Below are 26,893 nucleotides of genomic sequence, written 5' to 3' on the forward strand. Positions count from 1 at the left end.
AGCCCAGCGCATTGCACTGGGCTTTTTTGCTTCTCATTTCAATTTAGCGAATCATCATGCCACCATCCGCCACAATGGTTTGGCCTGTGATGTATTTGCCTGCTGCACTGGCCAAAAGCACCGCAATGCCACCGATGTCATCGGGATCGCCAATGCGGCGCAGAGGCGTTTCGTTTTCAACCATGCCAGCCTTCACAGGATCGTCTGTTAGGGCTTTTGCAAAATCGGTGCGAATCAAGCCTGGCGCAATACAGTTCACTCGAATATTGTCTGGGCCCCACTCCACAGCCAAATTGCGCGCCAATTGCATGTCGGCGGCTTTGGAGATGTTGTAGGCGCCAATGACGGCAGACCCGTGCAAACCGCCCACCGATGACACCAACACAATGGCGCCATCTTTCTTGGCTTTCATGTCTGGATAGACCATGCTGCAGAGCCAAGTGCTAGACAGCACATTGTTGTGCATGACTTTGTTGAAGACTTCATCGCTCATGCCGGTCATGGGGCCGTAGTAAGGATTGCTGGCAGCGTTGCAAACCAAGATGTCGATGGGGCCCCAAATTTCGCGTGTTTTTTGCACCAAATTCTGCAATTGTTCTTTGTTGGCAATGCTGGCGCTGATGGCCATGGCCGTTCCGCCTTCAGCTTGAATTTCTTTCACAACCGCCTCGCAGGCATCGAGTTTCCGGCTTGAGATCACCACTTTGGCACCTGCGCGTGCCAATTGAAACGCAATGGATCGGCCGATGCCTCTGCTAGCGCCTGTCACGATGGCCACTTTGTTTTCCAAATTGAATAATTTCATGGGTCTCCTTGGGATGTCCGAGATAAAAGAAAAAATGAAGTTTGCCAGTCATCATTGATTTGAGCTGTCGTGCGTGTGTCAGCAATAATACGGTCAGCATTTTTTGAACACGCATGCTGCAAAAGGCGAACATGGATCAAATTCAGACAGTGGTGTTGGGCGCGGGCGTTGTGGGATTGGCCGTAGCACGAGAATTGGCGCTTCAAGGCCAAGAGATCGTTTTGCTGGAAGCCGCCGATGCGTTTGGCACCGGCACGAGTTCGCGCAACAGTGAAGTCATTCATGCCGGAATTTATTACCCTGCAGGCTCCTTGAAAGCAAAGCTTTGCGTGCAAGGAAGGCACATGCTCTACGCTTATTGCAAAGAGCGGCAAATTCCTCACAAAGCCTGCGGTAAATTGATTGTGGCTACTTCTGTTCAACAGCTTGAGCAGCTGTCGTCCATTCAAGCCAAGGCCAATGCCAATGGCGTGCTGGGCGCCGATCAGTTAAGGCTACTGACAGCTCAAGAAGCGCAATCCATGGAGCCTGACTTGCAGTGTGAGGCCGCGTTGTGGTCGCCTGGTACGGGCATTATTGATAGCCATGCGCTCATGTTGAGTTATTTGGGTGATTTTGAAAATGCGGGCGGTATCTTGGCACTGAACTCTGCTTTTTCGTCTGCTCAAATTGTGCGTTCATCAGGCACAACGCAGTTCATTGTTCGCACGCAAGATGGCACTGAAATCTTGGCTCAAAACGTGATCAATTCAACGGGCTTGTCTGCCCCCAACACGGCGCGCCAGTTTGAAGGCATGGACCTTGCCAATTTGCCGCGTGCTTATTACGCCAAAGGCAACTACTTCAGCCTTGCTGGCAGATCGCCTTTTTCTCGCTTGATCTACCCTGTGCCCGAGGCGGCTGGTTTAGGTGTGCACCTCACTTTGGACATGGCAGGTCAAGCCAAGTTTGGCCCCGACGTGGAGTGGGTTGACTCCCCAGACAAGCTTGATGTTGACCCAAGTCGTGGCGACGCCTTTTATGCAGAGGTTCGCAAATATTGGCCAGGCTTGAAGGACGGAGCGCTGATGCCTTCCTACTCAGGCATTCGTCCCAAAATCAATTCACCCCAAGAAATGGCAGCTGACTTTTGCATCATGGGGCCTGCAAACCACGGTGTAAGGGGCCTGGTGCATTTGCTTGGCATTGAGTCGCCAGGCTTGACGAGCTCTTTGGCCATTGCCCGCGAAGTGTCTCAGGCCTTGCAAGACAAAGCTTAGAAAGTTCTTGGCTTTTCAATGTTGGGACAACTGCCGAAGGGCCTTGGCCACTTCATGAACCAAAGCGGGGCCTTTGTAAATGAGGCCTGTGTAAATTTGAACCACATCGGCTCCAGCTTCTATTTTGCTCACAGCATCGTAAGCACTCAGAATTCCGCCCACGCCAATGATGGGAAATTGGGCTCCGAGGTGCTGCCTCAACAAACGAATGACCCGATTGCTACCCGCTAACACGGGTGCACCTGAGAGGCCGCCCGCTTCATCTCCATGCTGCATGCCTTTTACGGCATCACGCGAGAGTGTGGTGTTGGTGGCAATCACGCCATCCATCTGATGTTTGATGAGAGAGGCGGCAATGACAGCTATTTGATCATCGTCAAGATCGGGGGCAATTTTGAGAAATACGGGGACACGCTTTTGATGTTTATCTGCCAAGGCCATTTTGCGTTCGTTCAAGGCTGACAAGAGTTGATCAAGCGCTTCATCGGTTTGCAAAGAGCGCAAATTTTTGGTGTTGGGGCTAGAAATATTGACCGTGACGTAGTCGGCATGCTCATAAACGCCGCTCAAGCCAATGAGGTAATCATCCGTCGCTCTTTCAATGGGAGTGGCTGCATTTTTGCCAATGTTCAAACCCAAAAGGCGGCCTTGGCTTCTAAACTGAGACTTCTTGACATTGCTGACAAATGCATCAAGCCCTTGGTTGTTAAAGCCCAGCCTGTTGATCAAGGCCTTGGCCTCCGGCAATCTGAACATGCGAGGTTTGTCATTGCCTGGTTGCGCTAGCGGCGTGACGGTACCCACCTCGACAAAACCAAAGCCCATTGCACCCAGTCCGTCGATGCAACGTGCATTTTTGTCGAGACCTGCGGCCATTCCAACGCGATTGGGGAAACTGAGGCCTGCCAACTGAATTGGATCGGCAACCCAAGGTTGACGGTAGGCAATATCGAGGAGGGTGTTTTGAGTTTGGGCCAGTTGATTCAAGGTGAGGTCGTGGGCAGCCTCAGGATCCATTTTGAATAAAAATGCGCGGGCCAGTGGGTAAAGGTTCAGGGACATTGGATAATCTCATTCAATACAAGCATTGTCTCAAATAAACCCTATGAATCAAGACGAACTGAAAGCACTTGTCGGCCAAGCGGCTCTTCAATATGTGGTGCCCGGTCAAATTGTGGGCGTGGGAACGGGCTCTACGGTGAACAAATTCATCGACGCGTTGGCCACTGTCAAAGACCAAATCAAAGGCGCAGTTTCAAGTTCAGAAGCTTCAACGGCACGGTTAAAGGCCCTGGGTATTCCAGTTTTTGACAGCAATGAAGTGGCTGAGTTGTCTGTTTACATTGACGGGGCTGACGAGATCAATGCACAGGGTCACATGGTCAAGGGGGGCGGCGCTGCTCTCACGCGCGAAAAAATTGTGGCGGCACAATCCAAAATGTTTGTTTGCATTGCCGACGAATCCAAACTGGTGGATGTTTTGGGTGCATTTCCATTGCCTGTCGAAGTCATTCCCATGTCCAGCACGCGAATCATGGCGCAGTTTGAAGCGCTAGGTGGTGATGCTCAAGTTCGCATGAAGGATGGCAAGGCCTTGGTGACAGACAACGGGCAGCACATCATCGATGTGAAGGGCTTGAAGATCACCGATCCTGTGGCGTTTGAGGCTCAAGTGAGCCAATGGCCAGGGGTTGTAACCGTGGGTGTGTTTGCCTACCAAAAAGCCCAAGTGTGTTTGCTTGGAACCGCTGAAGGCGTGAAGACGCTGACGTTTTAAGCGTCAGCATTTCACATTTAACTGGCAGACATGCCCTGATGCTTTAGCAGAGCATTGATAGAGGGCTCGCGTCCTCTGAATGCAATGAAAGAATCTAGAGCAGGGCGGCTGCCACCTGCCTCCAAAATGGCTTGTCGATATCGGCGGCCTGTTTCTAGGTTGGGTGAGCCATCAGGCTGAGCAGTTTCTTCAAACGCCTCATAAGCATCTGCCGACAAAACTTCTGCCCATTTGTAGCTGTAGTAGCCAGCGGCATAACCACCTGCAAAGATGTGACTGAAAGTGTGTGCCATGCGGTTGAATTCAGGTGGCTGAATGACCGCCACTTCTGCGCGCACTTTGTGCAACACTGGCATGAAATCGTCGTGTGGATTGTGTTCGCTGTGAAGCAACATGTCGAGCAAGGCAAACTCAATTTGCCGCAAAGTTTGCAAACCACTTTGGAAGTTTTTCGCGGCCACCATTTTGTCGAACAAAGCTTTTGGCAAGGACTGCTCCGTTTTGACATGCGCAGTCATGTGCTTGATGACTGGCCACTCCCAGCAAAAGTTTTCCATAAATTGACTGGGCAACTCGACGGCATCCCATTCAACACCGCTAATACCAGAGACATCCCGCTCATTCACTTGCGTGAGCATGTGATGCAGGCCATGACCAAATTCGTGGAACAGAGTGATCACATCGTCGTGGGTGAGCAAAGGGGGATTTCCATCGACGCCCTCTGCAAAATTGCAGACCAAATGCGCAACGGGTGTTTGCAGCAGACCGGTGTCGGGACGCAGCCAGCGAGAGCGGACGTCGTCCATCCATGCACCACCTCGCTTGCCTGCACGAGCTGGTGGGTCGAGATAAAACTGCCCTACCAATTGACCGTTTCTTTCGATGCGGTAAAAGCCCACTGCAGGATGCCAAACAGGTGCAGTGTCTGGTCGAATGCTGACTTCAAACAAGGTCTCAATGATTTTGAACAGGCCCTGCAAAACTTTGGGTGCTGTAAAGTATTGCTTGACTTCTTGCTCACTGAAACTGTAACGAGCTTCTTTCAGTTTCTCACCAATGTAGGGCCAGTCCCATGCCTGCGGATTTTGTAGATTCAAATGCTCAGCTGCAAATTGCCGCATGTCTTGCAAATCTTTTTCTGCAAAAGGCCGTGCTCGCATGGACAGGTCTCGAAGAAAAGCGATGACCTTGGCAGGCGAGTCTGCCATCTTGGTAGCGACCGAAACTTCTGCAAAGTTTTGGTAGCCCAACAATTTGGCTTCTTCCTGTCGAAGTTGCAAAATTTCTTGAATGAGCTTTCCGTTGTCCAGTTCGGCAAACTGCGCATCAGCTTGATCTGAAGAACGTGTGACGTAGGCTTGGTAAAGCTTTTGCCGCAACTCACTGCTAGCGGCAAACTGCATCACTGGCAAGTAGCAGGGCATTTTCAAGGTGAGCTTGTAGCCAGACTGACCTTCTTTTTCTGCTGCTGCGCGTGCTGTGTTTTTGACATCTTCAGGTACGCCTGCCAACTCTGCTTCGGTCACAAAGAGGGAAAACCTGTCTGTGGCATCCAAAGCGTTTTCACTGAACTTTTGACTTAGCTCGGCCATGCGTTCTTGAATAGCGGCATACCGTTGTTTGTTTTCCCCTTGAAGTTCTGCACCACCCAAAACAAAATTTCGAAGTGCGTTCTTCAAGGCCTGTTGTTGCGCCTTGTCCAGCTGGGCTGAATTGACAGCTTTGTACTTGGCATACAGCCGTTCGTCAGAGCCTAGTCGGGTCCAAAATTCGGTGACTTTGGGCAATGCGTCGTTATAAGCCGCGCGCAATTCGGGTGAGTCAGCCACGCTATTCAAGTGGCTGACCGCACCCCAAGCAGAACTCAAGCGCTCTGTGCAAACGTCAAGCACCTTGGCTATGGCTTGCCATTCGGCAGGAAAGGCCTCTTGGGTGACTTTCTCTAAAGCGTCCGAGGCCGCGCTTAAAAGCTGATCAACGGCTGCATTGACATGCTCGGGTTTGATTTGGTCAAACAAAGGCAGCTCGGCGGTTTGCAGCAGGGGATTGGTGGAAGACATTGTCATGGTTGAAAACTTTCAAGCAACTGGTAAAAAGGTGGTTGAATTAAATGCGCTCAGCAGCTTCAAGGGTATTGACCAGCAGCATGGTGATGGTCATCGGGCCAACGCCCCCCGGAACCGGTGTGATGTAGCCAGCCACTTGGGACACGCCCTCAAAGTCGACATCGCCACACAGTTTGCCTTCGTCGTTTCTGTTCATGCCCACATCAATCACCACTGCGCCAGGCTTGACCATGTCTGAAGTCAAAACATTGCGTTTGCCAACGGCAGCCACAATGACATCTGCTTGCAAAGTCATGGCCTTCAAATCGGTGGTTGCGCTATGGCAGATGGTGACGGTGGCGTTCTTTTGGAGCAGCATCAGGGCCATGGGTTTACCCACAATATTGCTTCTGCCAAGGATCACTGCGTGTTTTCCTTTGAGGTCGTACCCTATGCTTTCCAGCATCTTCATGCAACCGTAAGGTGTGCAAGGCCAAAAGCCGGGCATCCCGGTCATGAGAGCACCGGCACTGGCGATGTGAAAGCCGTCAACATCCTTGGCTGGAGAAATGGCTTCGATTACTTTTTGAGCATCGATGTGAGAGGGCAATGGCAACTGAACCAGAATGCCATGAATGGTTTTGTCAGCATTCAGCGCTTCAATGCGCTCGAGCAGAGCGGCTTCGCTCAAACTGTCGGGATGCTTTTCTAAAACAGAATGAAGGCCGCTGTCTTGGCAGGCTTTGACTTTGTTGCGCACATAAACTTGGCTGGCTGGGTTGTCACCAACCAATATAACTGCCAAGCCAGGCGTGATTCCCTTGACTTTCAAAGCCATGGTGCGGCGTGTGACGTCTGCGCGCAATTGCTGGGAGAGGGCATTGCCGTCAATTTTTTGGGCTGTCATGGCGTGATGGTTTTGAATGTCAAAATGAGTCGTCATTAAACAAAAACGCCCGCGAGTTGTTGGTTCACGGGCGGGAAAATCTGCCTAAAAAGGCATTGGATCCTAGGCCTTGGGCGCAGCCTGTCCCAACGCAATTTTGAGCAAATCTGCCACAGTATTGGCATTGAGCTTTTCCATGATGTTGGCGCGATGCGCTTCCACTGTCTTGATGCTGATGCCTAAGTCGTCAGCTATTTGCTTGTTCAAGCGGCCTGCCACAATTCGTTCAAGCACTTGGGCTTCACGGCCTGTCAGCTTAGCCAACAGTGCGTCGCGATTGGCGGCATTTTGATGTTCTGAGAAAGACTCGCGCGCGCTGTCGAGCATGCGCTCAACCAAACTCACCAGGTCATCTTCTTTGAAGGGCTTTTGAATGAAGTCCATCGCACCTTTTTTCATGGTGTTGACGGCCATAGGCACATCGCCATGTCCAGTGATAAACACGATGGGCAGGGGCGAGCGGCGTTCAATCAGCTTGTCTTGAAGTTCTAGGCCAGTCATGCCGCCCATGCGAATGTCGACAATCAAGCAAGCAACTTCCCGCGGGTCGTAGCGACTGAGAAACGACTCTGCAGAGTCAAAACATCTGACACGGTAGTCTTTGCCCTCGAGGAGCCACTGAAGAGAATCGCGAACGGCCTCGTCGTCATCCACAACGTAAACAGTTCCTTTTTTGGGTATCAAACTCATGGGGGTTCCCAGTTCTATTTGCTAATTCAATGTGGCGAAATGGCCGTGGCGGGTATCCAAAAGGAAAAACAACATCCAACAACTTCGTCGGCATTGTAGAGGTTCTCGGCAGTGATTCTGCCTTGGTGTGACTCAACAATGGTTCGGCAGAGGTTCAGACCAATGCCCATGCCCTCCACTTTGGTGGAAAAGAAGGCCTCGTAGAGTCTTCCCATCACCTGGGGTGGTAGGCCTTTTCCAGTGTCTGTCACTGAAAAATGCACCGTATTTTGGGCGGCGATGACCTTGGGAACGACCCTCAACTCGACATGGCGTTTTCCGACAGGTCTTTCTGCATTGTCAATTGACTCTGCTGCATTCTTCATCAAGTTAATCAGCACCTGCTCTATCAGGATGGGGTCGACACTGAGCTGAGGAAGCCGCGCCGCAACGTAGTGGGACAGCCTGACATTGCGCCTGCGGAGCTCAATTTCTGCCAATTCCACCGCTTCATTAACCATGGACAGCACCTCTGATGGCGTGCGGTTTGGTTCGCTTCGCTTTACAAAGGTTCGAATTCTGTGAATGATTTGGCCAGCTCTTTGCGCTTGATGCGAGGTTTTTTCCAAGGCCCAAATCAAGTCTTTCTCATCAATCTGTTGCCCTTTGATGCGAGAGAGCATGCCGTTGCAATAGTTTGAAATGGCTGTCAAGGGTTGGTTGAGTTCGTGGGCCACGCTAGAGGCCATCTCTCCCATGGTAATCAGGCGGCTGGCGTTTTGGGCACGTTCGGCTTGCTGCGTGGCCAATTCTTCGGCCTGTCTGCGAGCGGTGATGTCTGTGGCAATAACCAGCTGAGCCAGTCTGCCGTCAGCCCAGTTGATGTAGCGAGTTCGAATTTCGAGCCATTTGTCCAAATGTTCTAGATAAATTTCAGCCCGTTCCGCTGGAGCAACAGTGAGACTCTCGGTGGGTAAGCCTGCCAGTGCGTCTACGTCGTCCATTTCCGTTTCGGAAGTTCGAATGTCCAACATGCCTGCTTTTTCAACCAAATTCAAATGCCCATGCGTGTCGTTGCTGAACCACTGCCGGTAAAGTTTGTTGGCAAACAACAGCTCTTCACTTCCTAGGGGTGCCACAGACACAGACGCGTCTAGGGCCTCCAGTACGATGGTGAAGCGTTCGTAAGAGGCCGCCAACTGCTCACGCACACGGTTTGGCTCGGTGATGTCGGTCATGGATGTCATCCAACCAGTTTGTTGACCGTTGGCATCAATCAGAGGTGATACATAAAGCCGAGCGTCAAAAACGCTGCCGTTTTTTCTTTTGACTCGAACCTGAAAGCCCCCAGAGGTTTGCTTGCCGCTGAGTTCCTCTTCTAGGCGTGCCATCAAGAATTCGCGGTCTTCATCTGGCCAGTAGGGGTAGGGTGCCACCGCACCAATCAGTTCATTTTCTTGCCATCCCGTCATCTGGCAAAAAGCCAAATTCACATAGGTAATGCGTCCTTCCAAATCCAAGGCTCGCATCCCGGTCAAGATCGAGTTTTCCATGGCCCGTCTGAAATTGGTCTCAGCAAACAATTCTTTTTGCGTTTGTTGCCGTTTTCGGGTGTGCCGCCAATTGCCGATGAGCATCCAAGCGGTTAGCAAGCTCAGTGCGCCAATCATCCAGAAAAAACCATTTCCCACTATGTCTTGTGACGTTCGCCATGCTTGTGCTCGCAGAATGAGCCCATTTCCGACGGGGGAAACTGGCACTTCAAATTCATTGTTTTGCCCAGAGATCCCTGGCATGAAACTCCAAACACGGATTCGCTTTGGGATCGATTGTCCGGCAATGATGTTGCCATCACTGTCCAACAATGAAACCGCGTACTTCGCAGAAATTTCGCTCGGGACGCCGTATCTCAAAAGGCTTTCTACCGCGTACTCTGCCATGATCACGCCATTGAAGCGGCCTTGCGAGTTAGTCAGGGGTGTGTGAAGTTGGAGGACCACATTTTTGGCGTAATTTTCTTGCCCCATTGAATTGTTACCGATGGAGAGGCTCCCATCATCCTCTTGGGAGTAAATGGGCTGCATCAAGTCACGAGCCAGTGTGTAGCTGTTTTCAGACTCGCCCCACTTTAAGACTTCACCCACACGCCATTTTTGGTTGATCAAAGCACTCGGCGTTGTTTGAATGGCCAAAATTTTTCGCCTTTCATCAACCCAAGCCAATGTTTGTAACTCAGGGTTTTTAACGACCAGCGTTTCGGCGCGTTTTGAAAACTCTTTCAGGTCGACATCTTTGTTCGAGATGTCTCTGGCCAAGCGCATGATTTGTTCTTGGCGTTCCAGTAAAAGGAGCCTTAAGCGCTGTTGACTGTATTCAACGTCTCTCTTAACAGCTTCTTGCTCTCGATCGATTTCTTCGACTCGCAAATACCAAAAAGAAAAAGCAATAGCGGTAAAAAATAACAAGACAGCTGCTATTGGGGCTAAAGTGGCAAATCGATCTTGTTTAACTGGATTTTGTTTTTTCCACCAACGTCTCCACCAAGACACAGGCTTGATGGCCAAAATGGCCTTGGATACGTTTTGCGGCTTCATAAGTTGAGAGTTTAGGGGAAAACTTTCGGTTAATTTTTACAATATGAAACAATAAAGCACCATTTGAAATTTTTCAAACTTTGTGAGAGAATTCTGAAAAAATAGATCAACCACGGCCTACAAAGGAGACAAACATGTCAGCCGTTCAGCCAAATAACGTCCTCTCTGACTTGGATGCCATTGAAACTCGCGAGTGGATGGACGCCTTGTCCGCCGTGATTGAAAAAGAAGGTGGCGAGCGCGCCCACTTTTTGCTGGAGCAGCTTTTAGAACATGCCCGCCAGAACAGCATCGATATGCCGTTTTCGGCCAACACAGGGTATGTCAACACCATTGAACCTGATCAAGAAGCCCACTGCCCTGGCAATATCGAAATTGAAGAACGTTTGCGGGCTTACATGCGCTGGAACGCTATGGCCATGGTGGTTAAAGCCAACCGGCACAACCCTGCTGATGGCGGTGACCTTGGCGGCCACATTGGCTCCTTTGCATCTCTGGCCCACATGTTTGGCGCAGGCTTTAACCATTTTTGGCACGCTGAGAGTGAAAATCATGGTGGCGATTGCTTGTATATCCAGGGTCACGTATCGCCTGGAGTTTATGCACGCGCTTACCTTGAAGGTCGGTTGACGGAAGAGCAGTTGCTGAATTTCCGTCAAGAAGTGGATGGCAAGGGTTTGTCTAGCTATCCGCACCCTAAATTGATGCCTGAGTTTTGGCAGTTTCCAACCGTTTCCATGGGCCTTGGCCCCTTAATGGCCATTTACCAAGCGCGCTTTTTGAAGTATTTGCATGCGCGTGGCATTGCCAATACAGAAAACCGCAAAGTCTGGGTTTTTTGTGGTGATGGTGAAATGGACGAGGTTGAATCGATGGGTGCCATTGGCTTGGCTGCCCGCGAAAACCTGGACAACTTGATCTTTGTTGTCAATTGCAACTTGCAGCGATTGGACGGTCCCGTCCGCGGCAACGGCAAAATCGTTCAGGAACTGGAAGGTGAATTCCGCGGTTCTGGCTGGAACGTGATCAAGCTCATCTGGGGCAGTGATTGGGACAAATTGTTGGCGCGTGACAAAGACGGTGCTCTTCGCAAGATCATGATGGACACCTTGGATGGCGACTATCAGGCTTTCAAAGCCAACGATGGCGCTTACGTCCGCAAACATTTCTTCGGTCGCGACCCTCGCACTTTAGAGATGGTGTCGCACATGAGCGATGACGAAATTTGGTCCTTGAAGCGGGGTGGTCACGATCCTCAAAAAGTGTATGCGGCTTACCACCAAGCGGTGAATACCAAAGGCCAACCTACAGTGTTGCTGATTAAAACCGTCAAGGGTTTTGGCATGGGCAAAGCAGGTGAAGGTAAAAACAACGTTCACCAAACCAAAAAACTGACGGACGAAGACGTGCGTTACATGCGCGACCGTTTCAACATCCCAGTGCCCGACAGTGAATTGGCCAATGTGCCTTTCTACAAACCTGCCGATGACACACCGGAAATGCGATATTTGCACGAGCGTCGAAAAGCCTTGGGTGGCTACTTGCCACACCGTCGTACCAAGGCAGACGAAAGCTTCACGGTGCCATCTTTGGATGTGTTCAAGTCTGTGATGGAGCCTACTGCAGATGGTCGTGAAATTTCGACCACACAAGCTTACGTCCGTTTCCTCACGCAACTCTTGCGTGACCAAGCCTTGGGACCGCGCATTGTTCCAATCTTGGTAGATGAAGCTCGTACTTTCGGTATGGAAGGTTTGTTCCGTCAAGTTGGCATTTACAACCCTGCAGGTCAGCAGTACACGCCGGTCGACAAAGACCAAGTGATGTACTACAAAGAAGACAAAGCGGGCCAGATTTTGCAAGAGGGCATTAACGAAGCGGGCGGTATGTCGAGCTGGATTGCCGCGGCTACCAGTTACTCCACCAGCAACCGAATCATGGTGCCTTTCTATGTGTACTACTCCATGTTTGGTTTCCAGCGCATTGGCGATTTGGCCTGGGCGGCGGGCGATATGCAGGCGCGCGGGTTCTTGTTGGGCGGCACATCAGGTCGCACCACATTGAACGGCGAAGGCTTGCAGCACGAAGACGGCCACAGCCACATTTTGGCAGGCACCATTCCCAATTGCATCAGCTACGACCCCACCTTCGCACATGAAGTGGGCGTGATCTTGCACCATGGCCTGAAACGCATGGTGGAAAAACAAGACAACGTTTTCTACTACCTCACGCTGCTCAATGAGAACTACGCCATGCCTGGCCTAACGGCTGGCACGGAAGAGCAAATTATCAAGGGCATGTACTTGTGCAAAGCAGGCGGCAAAAACAAAACACGCGTGCAGTTGATGGGCTCGGGCACTATTCTGCGTGAATCCTTGGCAGCGCAAGAGTTGCTGGCCAATGACTGGGGTGTTGCGGCAGATGTTTGGAGCTGCCCAAGCTTCAACGAATTGACGCGTGATGGTCAAGATGCAGAGCGCTTCAACATGTTGCATCCCTTGGAAACTCCCCGTGTGCCGTTTGTGGCACAGCAGTTGGCGAAGCATGGCGGCCCTGTCATTGCATCTACTGACTACATGAAAAATTATGCTGAGCAGATTCGTTCTTTCATTCCAAAAGGTCGCACCTTCAAAGTGTTGGGTACCGATGGTTTTGGTCGCAGCGACTTCCGCAGCAAATTGCGAGAGCACTTTGAAATCAATCGCCATTACATTGTTGTGGCCGCACTCAAAGCCTTGAGCGAAGAGGGCGCAGTGCCGGTTGCCAAAGTAGCTGAAGCATTGAAGCAATATGGCATCAAGACCGACAAGGTCAATCCTTTGTACGCTTGATAAAAAAGATTTGGAGACACACATGGCATTGGTAGAAGTCAAAGTTCCAGACATCGGTGATTTCGATGAAGTGGCCGTCATAGAGCTTTTGGTCAAGGTGGGTGACACCTTGAAGGCCGAGCAGTCTTTGATTACCGTTGAATCAGACAAAGCATCGATGGAAATTCCCTCCTCAACTGCTGGCGTGGTGAAAGAACTCCGCGTGAAGTTGGGCGATAAAGTCAAACAAGGCTCCGTGGTGTTGATGGTGGAGGCCAGCAGCGACGTAGCTTCATTAGCAAGTGCAACTGATGCGCTTCCAACTGCTGCACTTGCCGTTCAAGTTGCAGCTGCAACTGCCCCTGTGGCCACTGCAGCAGCAACTGTTGTTGCCTTGCCTGCGGCCATTGGCCCTGTCGAAGTTCTCATTCCTGATATTGGAGATTTCAAAGACGTTGCTGTCATTGAAATTTTTGTGAAGCCGGGTGACGCCATCAAGGTAGAGCAGTCGCTTATCACGGTGGAATCAGACAAAGCTGCGATGGAAATTCCATCATCTGCTGCGGGTGTCTTGAAGGAACTGAAAGTTAAGATTGGCGACAAGGTCAACATTGGAGACTTGCTGGCAATTTTGGAAGGCAGTGTTGCTGCCGCTGCACCTGTTGCAGCTATGAATGCTGCCGCATCAGTTGCAGCATCGGCGCCTTCAGTTGCCCCTGCCGTCGCAACAGCTTCTATTTCTGCGCCAGCGCACAACCCTGGCTCTATCACTTTGGGATTACCCCACGCATCTCCTTCAGTTCGTAAATTTGCCCGTGAATTGGGCGTACCGCTGGAAGAGGTTAAGGGTAACGGCCCCAAAGGTCGTATTTCTTTTGACGACGTACAAGCCTTCACCAAAGCCGTCATGGCTGGTGCCACTCAAACCAAAGCACAAGCTGCCAAAGCACCAGCCGGAGGCGACGGTGCCGCACTTGGTTTGATTCCTTGGCCGAAGGTTGATTTCGCCAAGTTTGGTCCCATTGAGCGCAAAGAAATGGGCCGCATCAAAAAAATCAGTGGCGCCAATTTGTTGCGCAATGCCATCATGATTCCCGCAGTGACCAATCATGACGATGCCGACATCACGGAATTGGAAGCCTTCCGTGTTTCAACCAACAAAGAGAATGAAAAATCTGGCATCAAAGTGACCATGTTGGCATTCCTGATCAAAGCTTGCGTGGCCGCACTGAAAAAATATCCAGAGTTCAACAGCTCACTGGATGGCGATGCCTTGGTTTACAAAAACTACTGGCACATTGGATTTGCAGCTGACACACCCAATGGTTTGATGGTGCCCGTGATTAGAGACGCCGACAAAAAAGGTATCTTGCAAATCAGCCAAGAAATGGGTGAGTTGGCCAAGAAGGCCCGTGATGGCAAATTGAGCCCTGCAGAGATGACTGGTGCTACGTTCACTATTTCTAGCTTGGGTGGTATTGGTGGCAAATATTTCACGCCCATCATCAACGCACCTGAAGTGGCCATCTTGGGTGTTTGCAAAAGCACGCACGAACCGGTTTGGGATGGCAAACAATTTGTACCGCGCCTCATGTTGCCTTTGTCATTGACATGGGATCACCGCGTGATCGATGGTGCCGCTGCGGCACGCTTCAATGCGTATTTGGGTCAAATCCTTGGCGACTTCCGCCGTGTTCTACTTTGAGAGGCTGAAGCATGGCATTAGTTGATATCAAAGTTCCAGACATTGGCGACTTCGACGAAGTAGCCGTCATTGAACTGCTGGTCAAGGTGGGCGACACCGTGAAGGCTGAGCAGAGTTTGATCACGGTGGAGTCGGACAAAGCCTCCATGGAAATTCCTTGCTCACAAGCTGGCGTAGTCAAAGAACTCAAAGTGAAGTTGGGCGATAAGGTTAAACAAGGGTCTGTCGTGCTCGTGTTGGATGGTGAAGCAGCAGCTAGTTCTGCACCTGTATCAGTACCTGCTCCGATCAATGCACCGGCTGTCGAGGCGGCCGCAAAGACTGCAAAGGACCCAGTTGCCACCCCCATTTTCAATGCATCTTCCTACAGCGGTACAGTCGACATTGAGTGCGATTTGCTGGTACTGGGTGCGGGACCTGGCGGCTATTCAGCTGCATTCCGTGCTGCAGATTTGGGCCTCAAAGTGGTTATCGCAGAGCGCTATGCCACCTTGGGCGGCGTTTGCTTGAACGTCGGTTGCATACCCTCCAAAGCCCTGTTGCACGTGGCTGCTGTGATGGATGAAGTAAGCCACATGGCAGACCTTGGTATTGATTTTGGTGCCCCCAAAGTGGACATCGCCAAGCTGCGTACGCACAAAGAAAAAGTGATTGGCAAATTAACGGGCGGTTTGGCATCCATGGCCAAGATGCGCAAAGTGACAACTGTGCGCGGCGTGGGTGAATTTGTCAGTGCCAACCATGTGGTGATTGAGGAAACCACGGGTACTGGCCAAGAAAAAACTGGCACGAAAAAAGTTGTGGCTTTCAAGAACTGCATCATTGCAGCTGGCAGTCAAGCAGTTCGTTTGCCTTTCATGCCAAACGATCCGCGCGTGGTAGACAGCACTGGCGCATTGGCTTTGAAAGAAGTGCCCAAACGCATGCTCATTTTGGGCGGCGGCATCATTGGTTTGGAAATGGGTACCGTTTACAGCACGCTTGGCGCACGCCTAGACGTGGTGGAAATGATGGACGGGTTGATGCAAGGCGCTGACCGTGATTTGGTCAAGATCTGGCAAAAAATGAATGCCCATCGTTTTGACAAAATCATGCTCAAAACCAAAACCGTTGGCGCCAAGGCGACCAAGGCTGGTATTGAAGTCACATTTGAATCGGCAGAGGAGGGTGTGGCCGCGCCTGCACCGCAAGTTTATGACTTGGTTTTGCAAGCTGTGGGTCGCACGCCCAATGGCAAGAAAATCGCAGCAGACAAAGCTGGTGTGGCCGTCACTGACCGCGGCTTTATTCCGGTGGACATTCAAATGCGCACCAACGTGCCGCACATCTTTGCCATTGGCGACATCGTGGGTCAGCCCATGTTGGCGCACAAGGCAGTGCACGAAGCACATGTGGCGGCAGAAGTGATTGCTGGTGAAATTCAAGGTAACAAGGAATTGGCTGCCAGCGCCTTCAATGCGAGGGTCATACCCAGTGTGGCTTACACCGACCCCGAAGTGGCATGGGTGGGCCTCACTGAAGACCAAGCCAAGGCCCAAGGCATCAAGGTTAAGAAGGGCTTGTTCCCATGGGCAGCTTCTGGCAGAGCCATTGCCAATGGCCGTGATGAAGGTGTAACCAAGTTGTTATTTGATGATTCACCCGAGGCCCACGGCCATGGCAAGATCTTGGGCGGCGGCATGGTGGGTACACATGCTGGCGACATGATTGGTGAAATTGCCTTGGCCATCGAAATGGGAGCTGATGCGGTAGACATTGGAAAAACAATTCATCCCCATCCAACCCTGGGTGAGAGCATTGGCATGGCCGCTGAAGTGGCCCATGGCAGCTGTACAGATTTGCCACCGGCTAAGAAATAAGTCTTCTCCTCAGAAAAAAAACCGCCTTCGGGCGGTTTTTTTCTTGCGAATGAAAGTCCTAATTTTGCGAGGGCTCAGCATGAAGTTTGTCCGACTGGACTCTTCTTGCACCGTTGAATCTTTTTTGCCAATAGGCTTCTCGCATGTCATCAACACGCACAGATTTACCTGGCCTAGGTGCGTGAATGAATTTGCCATCTCCAACATAAATACCCACATGGCTAAACGTGCGTTTCATGGTGTTGAAGAAGACCAAGTCGCCGGGCTTGAGTTCACTTTTATTGATCTCCTCAGTCACCCTAGCTTGCTCTTCAGCCCTGCGAGGTAACACCAAGCCAACTGATTTTTCAAACATGTGGCGCACAAAGCCGCTACAGTCAAATCCTTTCTCCTCAGAAGAGCCGCCCAGTTTGTAAGGCACGCCCAAAAGGCCCATTGCCTGAATGACCATCTCGGAGGCTTTACCGCCAAAGGTGTTGCGGGCCGACTGGAGCGGGCCGCTCAGTTGGTTGCTAATTTGCTGAGTGAGTTGATCGGTCACTTGGGAGACCAAACCACGCTCCTTAAGCAATCGCTCAAGGTCGTCCTCAACGGGCGAGGCCAAGGCTGCCGTTGTTAAAAAGACGAGTCCACATAGAATCAAGCGCATAGCAAGGCAGTTTAATGCCAACTTCTCGGAGATGGCACCCCAAAATGACGGGTATATCCCTGAAAATCACAAATATTGAGTACCAAGGTTTATTTTTATGCTACTTGAAGTTGAATCCTCTCAATTGGTTTTGGTCGATTACCAATTGAAGCTCATGCCCGCCATGAAGGATGCCCAGGCTGTGTGGCAACGTGCAGAGGTGCTGGCACGGACTGCCAAATTGCTCAATGTGCCGGTCTGGGCCACTGAGCAAAACCCCTCCGGATTGGGCCAAACTTCTCCAGAGATACGTCAGCATTGCCAACGGGTGCTGGCCAAAATGGCTTTCAGTGCTGTAGAGGAGGGCTTGGGCGAGTGGTTAAGTCCACCAGCACCGGCTGCTCCCAAGGGCAACGCAAGAAGTCTGCCTCGTCATTTGCAGAAGCCGCCAGAGCCAGATTCAGGCCCTTCTGTGGTTATTGCGGGTTGTGAGGCTCATGTTTGCTTGCTTCAGACTGCTTTGGATTTGCTCGAAGACGAATTTGACGTTTGGGTGGTCACCGATGCTTGTGCATCACGTTCTGATCGCGATCGAGACGCTGCTTTTGATCGGTTGGCTGGGGCTGGTGCTGAGCTGTTAACCACTGAAATGGTTTTGTTTGAATGGCTTCGTTCCGCTGAAAATCCAGATTTCAAGCAAGTTCAGACCTGGATCAAGGCCTTGGCTTAACTGGGATAGGGTTTCTTGCATTGAAAGTCAGCTTCCAGCAAGTCCATCATGAATAATTATAAATTCAGAAGACGAGATCTATTCACCCGAGTTGAGTGCAAGGCTCGCTTGCCATTGATTGCAAAATAAGACTGTTTATTGCATAAATTTCCCTGCCAGCGTCGATAGGAGACACCATGGGTCGATTTTCAGATTTTCACCAACGTTCTATTCAAGACCGTGATGCTTTCTGGGCAGAACAAGCCCAACAAATTGAATGGCACAAAGCGCCGCAAGAAATTTGCGACTACAGCAATCCGCCATTTGCAAAATGGTTCAATGGCGGCGAGACCAATTTGTGCCACAACGCCATCGATCGCCATTTAAAAGATCGAGGCGATCAAGCAGCGCTCATTTTTGTTTCAACTGAAACAGACCAAGAACGCACTTACACCTACAAACAATTGCATGCTGAAGTGCAACGCATGGCCGCGTCCTTGTTGTCATTGGGCGTCCAAAAAGGCGATCGTGTCTTGATTTACATGCCCATGATTGCAGAGGCTTCCTTTGCCATGCTGGCATGTGCTCGAATTGGTGCCATTCACTCTGTGGTGTTTGGTGGTTTTGCCTCTGGCTCCTTGGCTTCACGCATTGAAGATGCATCACCCAAAGTCATTTTGAGTGCCGATGCAGGTTCACGTGGCGGCAAGGTCGTGGAATACAAGCCATTGCTGGACGAAGCCATTCGCTTGTCTTCACATAAACCAAATTCGGTATTGTTGGTTGATCGGGGTCTTGCCAAAATGGCCATCACCGAAGGTCGCGATGTGTACTGGTCTAGCTTGCGTGAAAAACACATGCACGATGTGGTGCCATGCGAGTGGGTGGATGCCACTCATCCAAGCTACACCTTGTATACCTCTGGCACCACTGGTAAACCAAAAGGTGTTCAGCGTGATACCGGTGGTTACACGGTGGCCTTGGCTTCTAGCATTCCCAATATTTTTTGTGGCAAACCTGGCGAGACATTCTTCTGCACCAGCGACATAGGTTGGGTGGTTGGCCACAGTTACATCATTTATGGCCCACTCATAGGCGGTATGTCCACCATTCTTTACGAAGGTTTACCAACTCGCCCCGATGGCGGCATCTGGTGGAGCTTGGTTGAGAAGTACAAAGTAACTGTCATGTTCAGCGCACCTACAGCCATCCGGGTGTTAAAAAAACAAGATCCTGCGTTGCTGAGCAAATACGATTTATCCAGCCTGAAAGCATTGTTTTTGGCAGGCGAACCCTTGGACGAACCAACCGCCAAGTGGATTTCAGAGGGCCTTGGCAAACCAATCATTGACAACTATTGGCAAACCGAAACGGGTTGGCCCATTTTGACGGTGTGCAATGGCATTGAAAAAACATTGAGCAAGTTTGGTTCACCAGGCAAAGCTGTTTATGGTTACGACGTCAAATTGTTAGACGATCAAACGGGTGAAGAACTCACTCAGCCTCATCAAAAAGGCGTGGTGGCCATCGAAGGACCCTTGCCCCCTGGTTGTTTGCAAACTGTCTGGGGCGACGACGATCGGTTTGTCAAAACCTACTGGACCACGGTACCAGGGAAGATGGTTTATTCCACCTTTGATTGGGGTATCAAAGACGAAGATGGCTACTTTTTCATCTTGGGCCGAACGGACGACGTCATTAATGTGGCCGGTCACCGTTTGGGCACCCGTGAAATCGAGGAAAGCATTTCAGGACATCCTGCGGTAGCGGAAGTGGCTGTGGTGGGGGTGGCCGACAACCTCAAGGGCCAAGTGGCCATGGCTTTTGCTGTGCTCAAAGACGGCGCACTGTTGAATGACCCACAAGCTTTATTGAAGCTTGAAGGCGAAATCATGAAGGTGGTCGACAACTCTTTGGGGGCTGTGGCACGTCCAGCACGCGTTCGCTTTGTGTCTGTTTTGCCCAAAACTCGCAGCGGGAAGCTGCTGCGCCGCGCCATTCAAGCTGTTTGTGAGGGCCGAGACCCTGGAGATCTGACCACCATGGACGATCCCAGCGCGTTGCTCCAAATTGCTGATTTGGTCAAAGCATCAAATAAATAAGCTGCTCGCAGCAAATCAATGGGATAATTCGCCTGTTACTAGGCCCTTCCCATGCCACAGTCGCATCCGCCAACCGGTTCAGCCGTGTCGCGGAAGGTATTTCAACCAACTAATGCTCCCTGAAGGGGAGCGAAGGTCAGCGAAAAATGAGTGAGACAAAATCCGTCTACGCCGCCTACCAAGGCAACACGTATCTCTTCGGCGGCAATGCGCCTTATGTCGAGGAAATGTATGAGAACTATCTGGCCAACCCTGGCAGTGTTCCCGACAGTTGGCGCGAATACTTCGACGCCCTCCAACACGTACCTGCTGTCGATGGCTCATCTGCCAAAGATGTCCCCCATTTGCCCGTCATCAATGCTTTTGCTGAGCGTGCCAAACAAGGTGTTACCAAAGTCGTCATGGCCAGTGCCGATGCCGAAATGGGCCGTAAGCGCACCGCTGTACAACAACTGATTGCAGCCTATCGCAACGTGGGTCAACGCTGGGCCGATCTCGACCCATTGAAGCGCACAGAGCGTCCTGACATTCCAGATCTCGACCCCGCTTTTTACGGCTTTACCGATGCCGACCAAGAAACTGTGTTTGATACCAGCAACACATTCTTTGGTAAAAATTCCATGCCATTGCGCGAGTTGCTCAATGCATTGCGTGCAACCTATTGCGGCACTTTGGGCGCTGAATTCATGTACACCACCGAGCAAGCTGAAAAGCGCTGGTGGCAACAAAAGCTGGAAAGTATTCGCAGCAAACCCAACTTCAATTCAGATCAGAAGAAACAAATTCTCGACCGCTTAACAGCAGCCGAAGGCTTGGAGCGTTTCCTTCACACCAAGTACGTAGGTCAAAAACGTTTTTCATTGGAAGGCGGCGAGACTTTCATTGCTGCCATGGATGAACTCATTCAGTCTGCTGGCGAAAAAGGCGTCCAAGAAATTGTGATTGGCATGGCTCACCGCGGTCGTTTGAATGTACTGGTCAACACCATGGGCAAATTGCCCAAGGATTTGTTTGCTGAGTTTGATCACACCGCCCCCGAAGATTTGCCTGCTGGTGATGTGAAGTATCACCAAGGTTTCAGCTCTGACATCAGCACCCGTGGCGGTCCTGTTCACTTGTCTTTGGCTTTTAACCCTTCACACCTTGAAATTGTGAACCCAGTGGTTGAAGGCTCTGTGCGCGCCCGAATGGACCGCCGTGCCGACCCACAAGGTCAACAAGTGTTGCCCGTGTTGGTGCACGGCGATGCTGCTTTTGCTGGCCAAGGCGTCAACCAAGAAACACTGGCTCTGGCTCAAACCCGTGGTTACTCCACAGGCGGCACAGTGCACATCATCATCAACAATCAAATTGGTTTCACCACCTCCGATCCACGCGACATGCGCTCTACCGTCTATTGCACGGACATCGTGAAGATGGTCGAAGCGCCTGTTTTGCACGTCAATGCAGACGATCCAGAGACCGTCGTGTTGGCCACGCAAATTGCGCTTGAGTACCGCATGACGTTCAAGAAAGACGTCGTGCTTGACATCATTTGCTTCCGCAAATTGGGTCACAACGAGCAAGACACGCCTAGCCTCACACAGCCTTTGATGTACAAGAAAATTGCGGCCCACCCCGGTACCCGTAAGTTGTACGCCGATCGCTTGGCATCACAAGGCCTGGGTGACACATTGGGTGACGACATGGTCAAGGCTTGCCGCGCCGCCTTGGATGCAGGCAAGCACACCGATCAAGAAGTGGTCTTGACCAACTTCAAAACGCAATTCACCGTCAATTGGGCACCTTTCCTCAACCAAAAGTGGACAGATGCTGGATCTACAGCCATCCCCATGCCGGAGTGGAAACGGATTGCCGAAAAAATCACGACTTTGCCTAGCTCTGTCACGCCTCACCAGTTGGTTAAAAACGTGTACGACAACCGTGCGGCCATGGGCCGAGGTGACATGCCAGTCGATTGGGGCATGGGCGAACACATGGCTTTCGCTTCTTTGGTGGCCAGTGGCTACCCAGTGCGTTTGTCGGGTGAAGATTGCGGTCGCGGTACGTTCACGCACCGTCATGCCGTGATTCACGATCAAAACCGTGAAAAGTGGGATACAGGCACCTACGTGCCTTTGCAAAATGTGGCGGAAAACCAAGCGCCTTTTGTCGTGATCGATTCGATTTTGTCAGAAGAAGCTGTGCTTGGTTTTGAATACGGCTACGCTTCCAACGACCCTAACACTTTGGTCATTTGGGAAGCTCAATTTGGTGACTTTGCCAACGGCGCACAAGTGGTAATTGATCAGTTCATCGCTTCAGGCGAAGTGAAGTGGGGACGTGTGAATGGCCTCACGCTCATGTTGCCACACGGCTACGAAGGACAGGGCCCAGAGCACAGTTCTGCGCGCTTGGAGCGCTTCATGCAGTTGGCGGCCGATACCAACATGCAAATTGTTCAGCCAACCACCGCCAGCCAAATCTTCCACGTGTTGCGTCGTCAAATGGTTCGCAATTTGCGCAAGCCATTGATCATCTTCACACCGAAGTCTTTGCTGCGCAACAAAGATGCCACATCACCTTTGTCTGAATTCACCAAAGGTGGCTTCCAAACGGTGATCCCTGAAAACAAAACACTCAAGGCCGACAAGGTCAAACGTGTGTTGGTGTGTTCAGGCAAGGTCTACTACGACTTGGTGAAAAAGCGGGAAGAACTGGGTGCCGACGACACCGCTATTTTGCGTGTTGAGCAACTGTATCCATTCCCTCACAAGGCCTTTGCTGCCGAAATGAAAAAGTACCCCAATGCAACCGAATTGGTGTGGACGCAAGACGAGCCACAAAACCAAGGCGCATGGTTCTTTGTTCAGCATTACATCCACGAGAACATGACAGAAGGTCAGCGCTTGGGTTACTCCGGCCGTGCCGCTTCTGCATCGCCTGCTGTGGGTTACTCACACCTCCACCAAGAGCAACAAAAAGCCTTGGTTGACGGCGCGTTCGGCAAAATTAAAGGCTTTGTGTTGACCAAATAAGGTCTGACTCAAACATCGATTGAACCTATTTAGAAAGAATTGAAATGGCTATCGTAGAAGTGAAAGTTCCTCAGCTGTCTGAGTCCGTGGCAGAAGCCACCATGTTGCAGTGGAAAAAGAAAGTGGGCTACAGTGTTGCCGCCGACGAAATCTTGATCGAAATTGAAACCGACAAAGTGGTGTTGGAAGTGCCTGCGCCTTCAGCAGGTGTGTTGTCTGAAATCTTGGTGGGCGATGGTGGCACCGTGGCTGCTGAGCAACTCATTGCGCGCATTGATACAGACGGCAAAGTTGCTGCTGCAGCACCTGCCACTGCAGTTGCACCTGCCGCCAGCGCACCTGCTGCTGCCCCCGCAGCTCAAAACTCCAGCATGGCTGGCGTGGCCATGCCCGCTGCCGCCAAGCTAATGGCCGACAACAATTTGGCCGCGGGATCGGTATCCGGTTCTGGCAAAGACGGCCGTGTGACCAAAGGTGATGTGTTGTCTGCCGTGGCCGGCGGAGCCAAGCCTGTTGCCCAAGTGTCTATTCCAACTGGCGTGCCTACAACATCATTGCCGCAAGTTGCAGCACCTGCTGTTAACTTGGGCGAGCGTCCAGAGCAACGCGTGCCCATGACACGCTTGCGCGCACGTGTAGCCGAGCGTTTGTTGCAATCGCAATCAACCAACGCCATCTTGACCACATTCAACGAAGTTAACATGGCGCCCGTCATGGACATGCGCAAGCGCTTCCAAGACAAGTTCGAAAAAGAACACGGTATCAAGTTGGGCTTCATGAGCTTCTTCGTTAAAGCGGCTGTGCATGCTTTGAAGAAATACCCCGTGCTCAATGCCTCTGTTGATGGCAACGACATCGTGTACCACGGTTACTTTGACATTGGTATTGCTGTAGGTTCACCCCGCGGTTTGGTGGTGCCTATTTTGCGCAACGCCGATCAAATGAGCTTTGCCGACATTGAAAAGAAAATTGCAGAGTTTGGCGCCAAAGCCAAAGACGGTAAGTTGGGCATTGAAGACATGACTGGCGGTACCTTCTCCATCTCCAATGGCGGCACCTTCGGCTCCATGATGTCTACTCCCATTATTAACCCACCTCAGTCCGCCATTCTTGGCGTGCACGCTACCAAAGATCGCGCCATGGTTGAAAACGGTCAAGTGGTGGTTCGCCCCATGAACTATTTCGCCATGTCTTACGATCACCGCATCATTGACGGCCGTGAAGCTGTGTTGGGCTTGGTGGCCATGAAAGAAGCGTTGGAAGATCCATCGCGCTTGTTGTTTGACATCTAAGGATCTATTAGCATGAGCAAACAATTTGATGTGGTCGTCATTGGTGGCGGCCCAGGCGGATATATTGCCGCCATTCGCGCAGCCCAATTGGGTTTTCAAGTCGCCTGTGTCGATGAGTGGAAAAACGCCTCTGGTGGTCCCGCTCTGGGCGGCACCTGCACCAACGTCGGTTGCATTCCTTCCAAAGCATTGCTGCAATCTTCTGAGCACTTCGAGCAAGCCAATCATCACTTTGCCGATCATGGCATTGAGATGAAAGGTGTCAGCATGGATGTGGCCAAGATGATTGCCCGCAAAGATAACGTTGTGAAGCAAAACAACGACGGTGTTTTGTACTTGTTCAAAAAGAACAAAGTGTCCTTCTTCCACGGACGCGCTGCATTCAGCAAAGCTGTTGAAGGCGGCTATGAAGTGAATGTCACGGGTGCAGCCAACGAAACCTTGACTGGCAAGAACATCATTGTGGCCACAGGCTCCAATGCTCGTGCTTTGCCAGGCACGCCCTTTGATGAAGTCAATGTGTTGTCCAACGACGGCGCCTTGAAGGTCGGCGCTGTGCCCAAAAAATTGGTGCTCATCGGTTCTGGCGTCATCGGTTTAGAAATGGGTTCTGTTTGGCGCCGTTTAGGTTCTGAAGTCACTATCTTGGAAGGTTTACCCACTTTCTTGGGTGCGGTCGACCAACAGATTGCCAAAGAAGCCAAAAAGGCTTTCGACAAGCAAGGTTTGAAAATTGAACTTGGCGTCAAAGTCGGTGAGATTCAAAGCGGCAAAAAAGGCGTCAAAGTGGCCTACACCAATGCCAAAGGTGAAGCCCAAAGCATTGATGCCGATAAATTGATCGTGTCGATTGGCCGTGTACCCAACACCATCGGTTTGAACACTGAATCGGTTGGCCTTCAGCTGGACGAGCGGGGCGCCATTGTGGTCGACGCTGAATGTAAAACCAACTTGCCAGGTGTATGGGCTGTAGGCGACGTGGTGCGTGGCCCTATGTTGGCGCACAAAGCGGAAGAAGAGGGCGTTGCTGTGGCCGAGCGCATTGCCGGCCAACACGGCCATGTCAACTTCAACACCGTCCCTTGGGTCATTTACACCAGCCCCGAAATTGCGTGGGTGGGCCGCACCGAGGAGCAACTCAAGGCCGATGGCGTGGCCTATAAAGCGGGTACGTTCCCATTCTTGGCCAATGGCCGTGCGCGTGCCTTGGGTGATACCACCGGAATGGTCAAGTTTTTGGCCGATGCCAAAACCGACGAAATCTTGGGTGTCCACATTGTGGGTCCCATGGCCAGCGAGCTTATTTCTGAGGCTGTGGTGGCCATGGAGTTCCGTGCCAGTGCCGAAGACATTGCCAGAATCTGCCATGCGCACCCTTCATTGAGCGAAGCAACCAAAGAAGCTGCTTTGGCTGTCGACAAACGGACCTTGAACTTCTAAGTTTTTCAAGTCTCGTTACACTATGAAGCCCGGGCCAGACCCGGGTTTTCTCATTCCAAAGATCCATTTTTTAAGCTTTGCCCATGTCCGTTCGATCAGCCTACGACCAAGAACTTCTGAACAGAGGCTATCAGGCTGACCCCGCTCAATTGCGAGCCGTTGAGGCTTTGGAGCGATGTGCGCAAGAATGGGCAGGCTATCAAGTGAGCATCAAAAGCCCATTCAGATTCTTAAAGAAGAAGCCAGAACTGCCGCGAGGCGTTTACATGTTTGGCGGCGTGGGTCGTGGCAAGAGTTTCTTGATGGACTGCTTTTACAACGCGGTCCCAGTCAAAGATAAAACACGTTTGCACTTCCACGAGTTCATGCGCGAAGTGCATCGCGAGCTGGCCTTAATGCAAGGCACAGTCAATCCCTTGGATGAACTGGGGCGACGCATGGCCAAGCGCTACCAACTCATTTGCTTCGATGAATTTCACGTGGCTGACATTACCGATGCCATGATCTTGCATCGATTGTTGGTATCGCTGTTTGAAAATGGCGTGAGCTTTGTCACCACGTCCAATTTCAAACCCGACAATTTGTATCCCGATGGCTTGCACCGCGATCGCTTGTTGCCTGCGATTGCGTTGCTGAACCAGCGCATGGAAGTATTGAACGTCGACAACGGCACCGACTACCGACGTCGCACCCTTGAACTGGTCAAGCTTTACCATTGTCCATTGGGTGAATCTGCTGACCTTGAAATGACAGACGCATTCAATCGGCTGGCCAGTGGCCAAGATGAAAATCCTATTTTGAACATTGAAGCACGCCAAATTACAGCCAAACGGCGAGCTGGCGGCGTGGTTTGGTTCGACTTCAGATCCCTCTGTGGTGGCCCTAGGTCACAAAACGATTACCTGGAAATTGCCACACAGTTTCACACGGTGCTTTTGAGCAATGTACCTATGATGCCTCCTCGGCTGGCATCAGAAGCAAGGCGATTTACTTGGCTCATCGATGTTCTCTACGACAGACGTGTTAAATTGATTCTTTCAGCTGAAGTTGCGCCCGAGGCACTTTACACAGAAGGTCCGCTGTCACATGAATTTCCCAGAACCATATCCAGATTGCATGAAATGCAATCGTCTGAATTTTTGGCGCTTGAACATCGTACGGTAGACACCCAGATCACCTAATTTCAAAAATGATTTTTTGGTTCAAAGTTTTTCTGTTGGGGTTTTTTGGATGTTC

The 26,893-nt window shown here is 51.2% G+C and carries 18 protein-coding genes; 11 read left to right on the forward strand and 7 right to left on the reverse strand.

Annotation, left to right across the window (positions count from 1 at the left end; genetic code table 11):
• Positions 1-43: 43 nt before the first annotated feature.
• Positions 44-805, reverse strand: coding sequence for an SDR family NAD(P)-dependent oxidoreductase (locus tag B9Z32_RS09695; RefSeq protein WP_108421224.1), 762 nt, complete (start codon positions 803-805; stop codon positions 44-46).
• 131 nt (positions 806-936) lie between these two features.
• Here B9Z32_RS09695 and B9Z32_RS09700 point away from each other — a divergent pair, with 131 nt between their 5' ends.
• Entirely contained in the window at positions 937-2,064 is a 1,128-nt protein-coding gene (locus B9Z32_RS09700) for an NAD(P)/FAD-dependent oxidoreductase (RefSeq protein ID WP_108421591.1), read from the forward strand.
• 15 nt (positions 2,065-2,079) lie between these two features.
• Here B9Z32_RS09700 and B9Z32_RS09705 read toward each other — a convergent pair whose 3' ends face one another.
• A complete protein-coding gene (locus tag B9Z32_RS09705; RefSeq protein WP_108421225.1) occupies positions 2,080-3,126 on the reverse strand; it encodes a quinone-dependent dihydroorotate dehydrogenase in 1,047 nt (348 codons plus the stop codon).
• Positions 3,127-3,169: 43 nt separating this feature from the next.
• Here B9Z32_RS09705 and rpiA point away from each other — a divergent pair, with 43 nt between their 5' ends.
• A complete protein-coding gene (gene rpiA / locus B9Z32_RS09710; RefSeq protein ID WP_108421226.1) occupies positions 3,170-3,841 on the forward strand; it encodes a ribose-5-phosphate isomerase RpiA in 672 nt (223 codons plus the stop codon).
• Positions 3,842-3,858: 17 nt separating this feature from the next.
• On the opposite strand, the gene B9Z32_RS09715 is transcribed toward rpiA, so the two are convergent.
• The 4 genes from B9Z32_RS09715 to B9Z32_RS09730 form a co-directional block, all read right to left on the reverse strand.
• Positions 3,859-5,907: a M3 family metallopeptidase gene (locus B9Z32_RS09715; protein ID WP_233248226.1), complete on the reverse strand. Its 2,049-nt coding sequence runs from the start codon at positions 5,905-5,907 to the stop codon at positions 3,859-3,861.
• A gap of 40 nt (positions 5,908-5,947) precedes the next feature.
• A complete protein-coding gene (gene folD, locus B9Z32_RS09720) occupies positions 5,948-6,793 on the reverse strand; it encodes a bifunctional methylenetetrahydrofolate dehydrogenase/methenyltetrahydrofolate cyclohydrolase FolD (RefSeq protein ID WP_108421228.1) in 846 nt (281 codons plus the stop codon).
• Between the two features lie 102 nt (positions 6,794-6,895).
• Positions 6,896-7,522: a response regulator transcription factor gene (locus tag B9Z32_RS09725; RefSeq protein ID WP_108421229.1), complete on the reverse strand. Its 627-nt coding sequence runs from the start codon at positions 7,520-7,522 to the stop codon at positions 6,896-6,898.
• A gap of 26 nt (positions 7,523-7,548) precedes the next feature.
• Positions 7,549-10,095: a PAS domain-containing sensor histidine kinase gene (locus B9Z32_RS09730; protein WP_108421230.1), complete on the reverse strand. Its 2,547-nt coding sequence runs from the start codon at positions 10,093-10,095 to the stop codon at positions 7,549-7,551.
• A gap of 134 nt (positions 10,096-10,229) precedes the next feature.
• Between B9Z32_RS09730 and aceE the strand changes: the two genes are divergently transcribed.
• Genes aceE through lpdA (B9Z32_RS09745) form a run of 3 tightly spaced genes read left to right on the forward strand, consistent with a single transcriptional unit; the run spans position 10,230 to position 16,469 of the window.
• Positions 10,230-12,926, forward strand: coding sequence for a pyruvate dehydrogenase (acetyl-transferring), homodimeric type (gene aceE / locus B9Z32_RS09735; RefSeq protein ID WP_108421231.1), 2,697 nt, complete (start codon positions 10,230-10,232; stop codon positions 12,924-12,926).
• 22 nt (positions 12,927-12,948) lie between these two features.
• Positions 12,949-14,610 carry a dihydrolipoyllysine-residue acetyltransferase gene (gene aceF, locus B9Z32_RS09740; protein ID WP_108421232.1) on the forward strand — a complete coding sequence of 554 codons (1,662 nt, stop codon included), beginning with the start codon at positions 12,949-12,951 and terminating at the stop codon, positions 14,608-14,610.
• 11 nt (positions 14,611-14,621) lie between these two features.
• A complete protein-coding gene (gene lpdA / locus B9Z32_RS09745) occupies positions 14,622-16,469 on the forward strand; it encodes a dihydrolipoyl dehydrogenase (protein WP_108421233.1) in 1,848 nt (615 codons plus the stop codon).
• Positions 16,470-16,527: 58 nt separating this feature from the next.
• On the opposite strand, the gene B9Z32_RS09750 is transcribed toward lpdA (B9Z32_RS09745), so the two are convergent.
• Positions 16,528-17,118 (reverse strand): C40 family peptidase, encoded by a 591-nt coding sequence (locus tag B9Z32_RS09750; RefSeq protein ID WP_108421234.1) that lies wholly within the window; start codon positions 17,116-17,118, stop codon positions 16,528-16,530.
• A gap of 97 nt (positions 17,119-17,215) precedes the next feature.
• On the opposite strand from B9Z32_RS09750, the gene B9Z32_RS09755 reads away from it, so the two are divergent.
• The 6 genes from B9Z32_RS09755 (at position 17,216) to zapE (ending at position 26,838) form a co-directional block, all read left to right on the forward strand.
• A complete protein-coding gene (locus B9Z32_RS09755) occupies positions 17,216-17,827 on the forward strand; it encodes an isochorismatase family protein (RefSeq protein ID WP_108421235.1) in 612 nt (203 codons plus the stop codon).
• Positions 17,828-18,003: 176 nt separating this feature from the next.
• Complete coding sequence (locus tag B9Z32_RS09760; RefSeq protein WP_108421236.1) at positions 18,004-19,908, forward strand: propionate--CoA ligase; 1,905 nt, start codon at positions 18,004-18,006, stop codon at positions 19,906-19,908.
• Positions 19,909-20,054: 146 nt separating this feature from the next.
• Positions 20,055-22,925 carry a 2-oxoglutarate dehydrogenase E1 component gene (locus tag B9Z32_RS09765; RefSeq protein WP_108421237.1) on the forward strand — a complete coding sequence of 957 codons (2,871 nt, stop codon included), beginning with the start codon at positions 20,055-20,057 and terminating at the stop codon, positions 22,923-22,925.
• Between the two features lie 44 nt (positions 22,926-22,969).
• Positions 22,970-24,217, forward strand: coding sequence for a 2-oxoglutarate dehydrogenase complex dihydrolipoyllysine-residue succinyltransferase (gene odhB / locus B9Z32_RS09770; RefSeq protein WP_108421238.1), 1,248 nt, complete (start codon positions 22,970-22,972; stop codon positions 24,215-24,217).
• A 12-nt stretch (positions 24,218-24,229) separates the two neighbouring features.
• Positions 24,230-25,657, forward strand: coding sequence for a dihydrolipoyl dehydrogenase (gene lpdA, locus B9Z32_RS09775; RefSeq protein WP_108421239.1), 1,428 nt, complete (start codon positions 24,230-24,232; stop codon positions 25,655-25,657).
• A gap of 83 nt (positions 25,658-25,740) precedes the next feature.
• Entirely contained in the window at positions 25,741-26,838 is a 1,098-nt protein-coding gene (gene zapE, locus B9Z32_RS09780; RefSeq protein WP_108421240.1) for a cell division protein ZapE, read from the forward strand.
• Positions 26,839-26,893: the final 55 nt, after the last annotated feature.

Source organism: Limnohabitans sp. MMS-10A-178 (genome assembly GCF_003063375.1).
In the GTDB taxonomy this organism is placed as follows: domain Bacteria; phylum Pseudomonadota; class Gammaproteobacteria; order Burkholderiales; family Burkholderiaceae_C; genus Limnohabitans_A.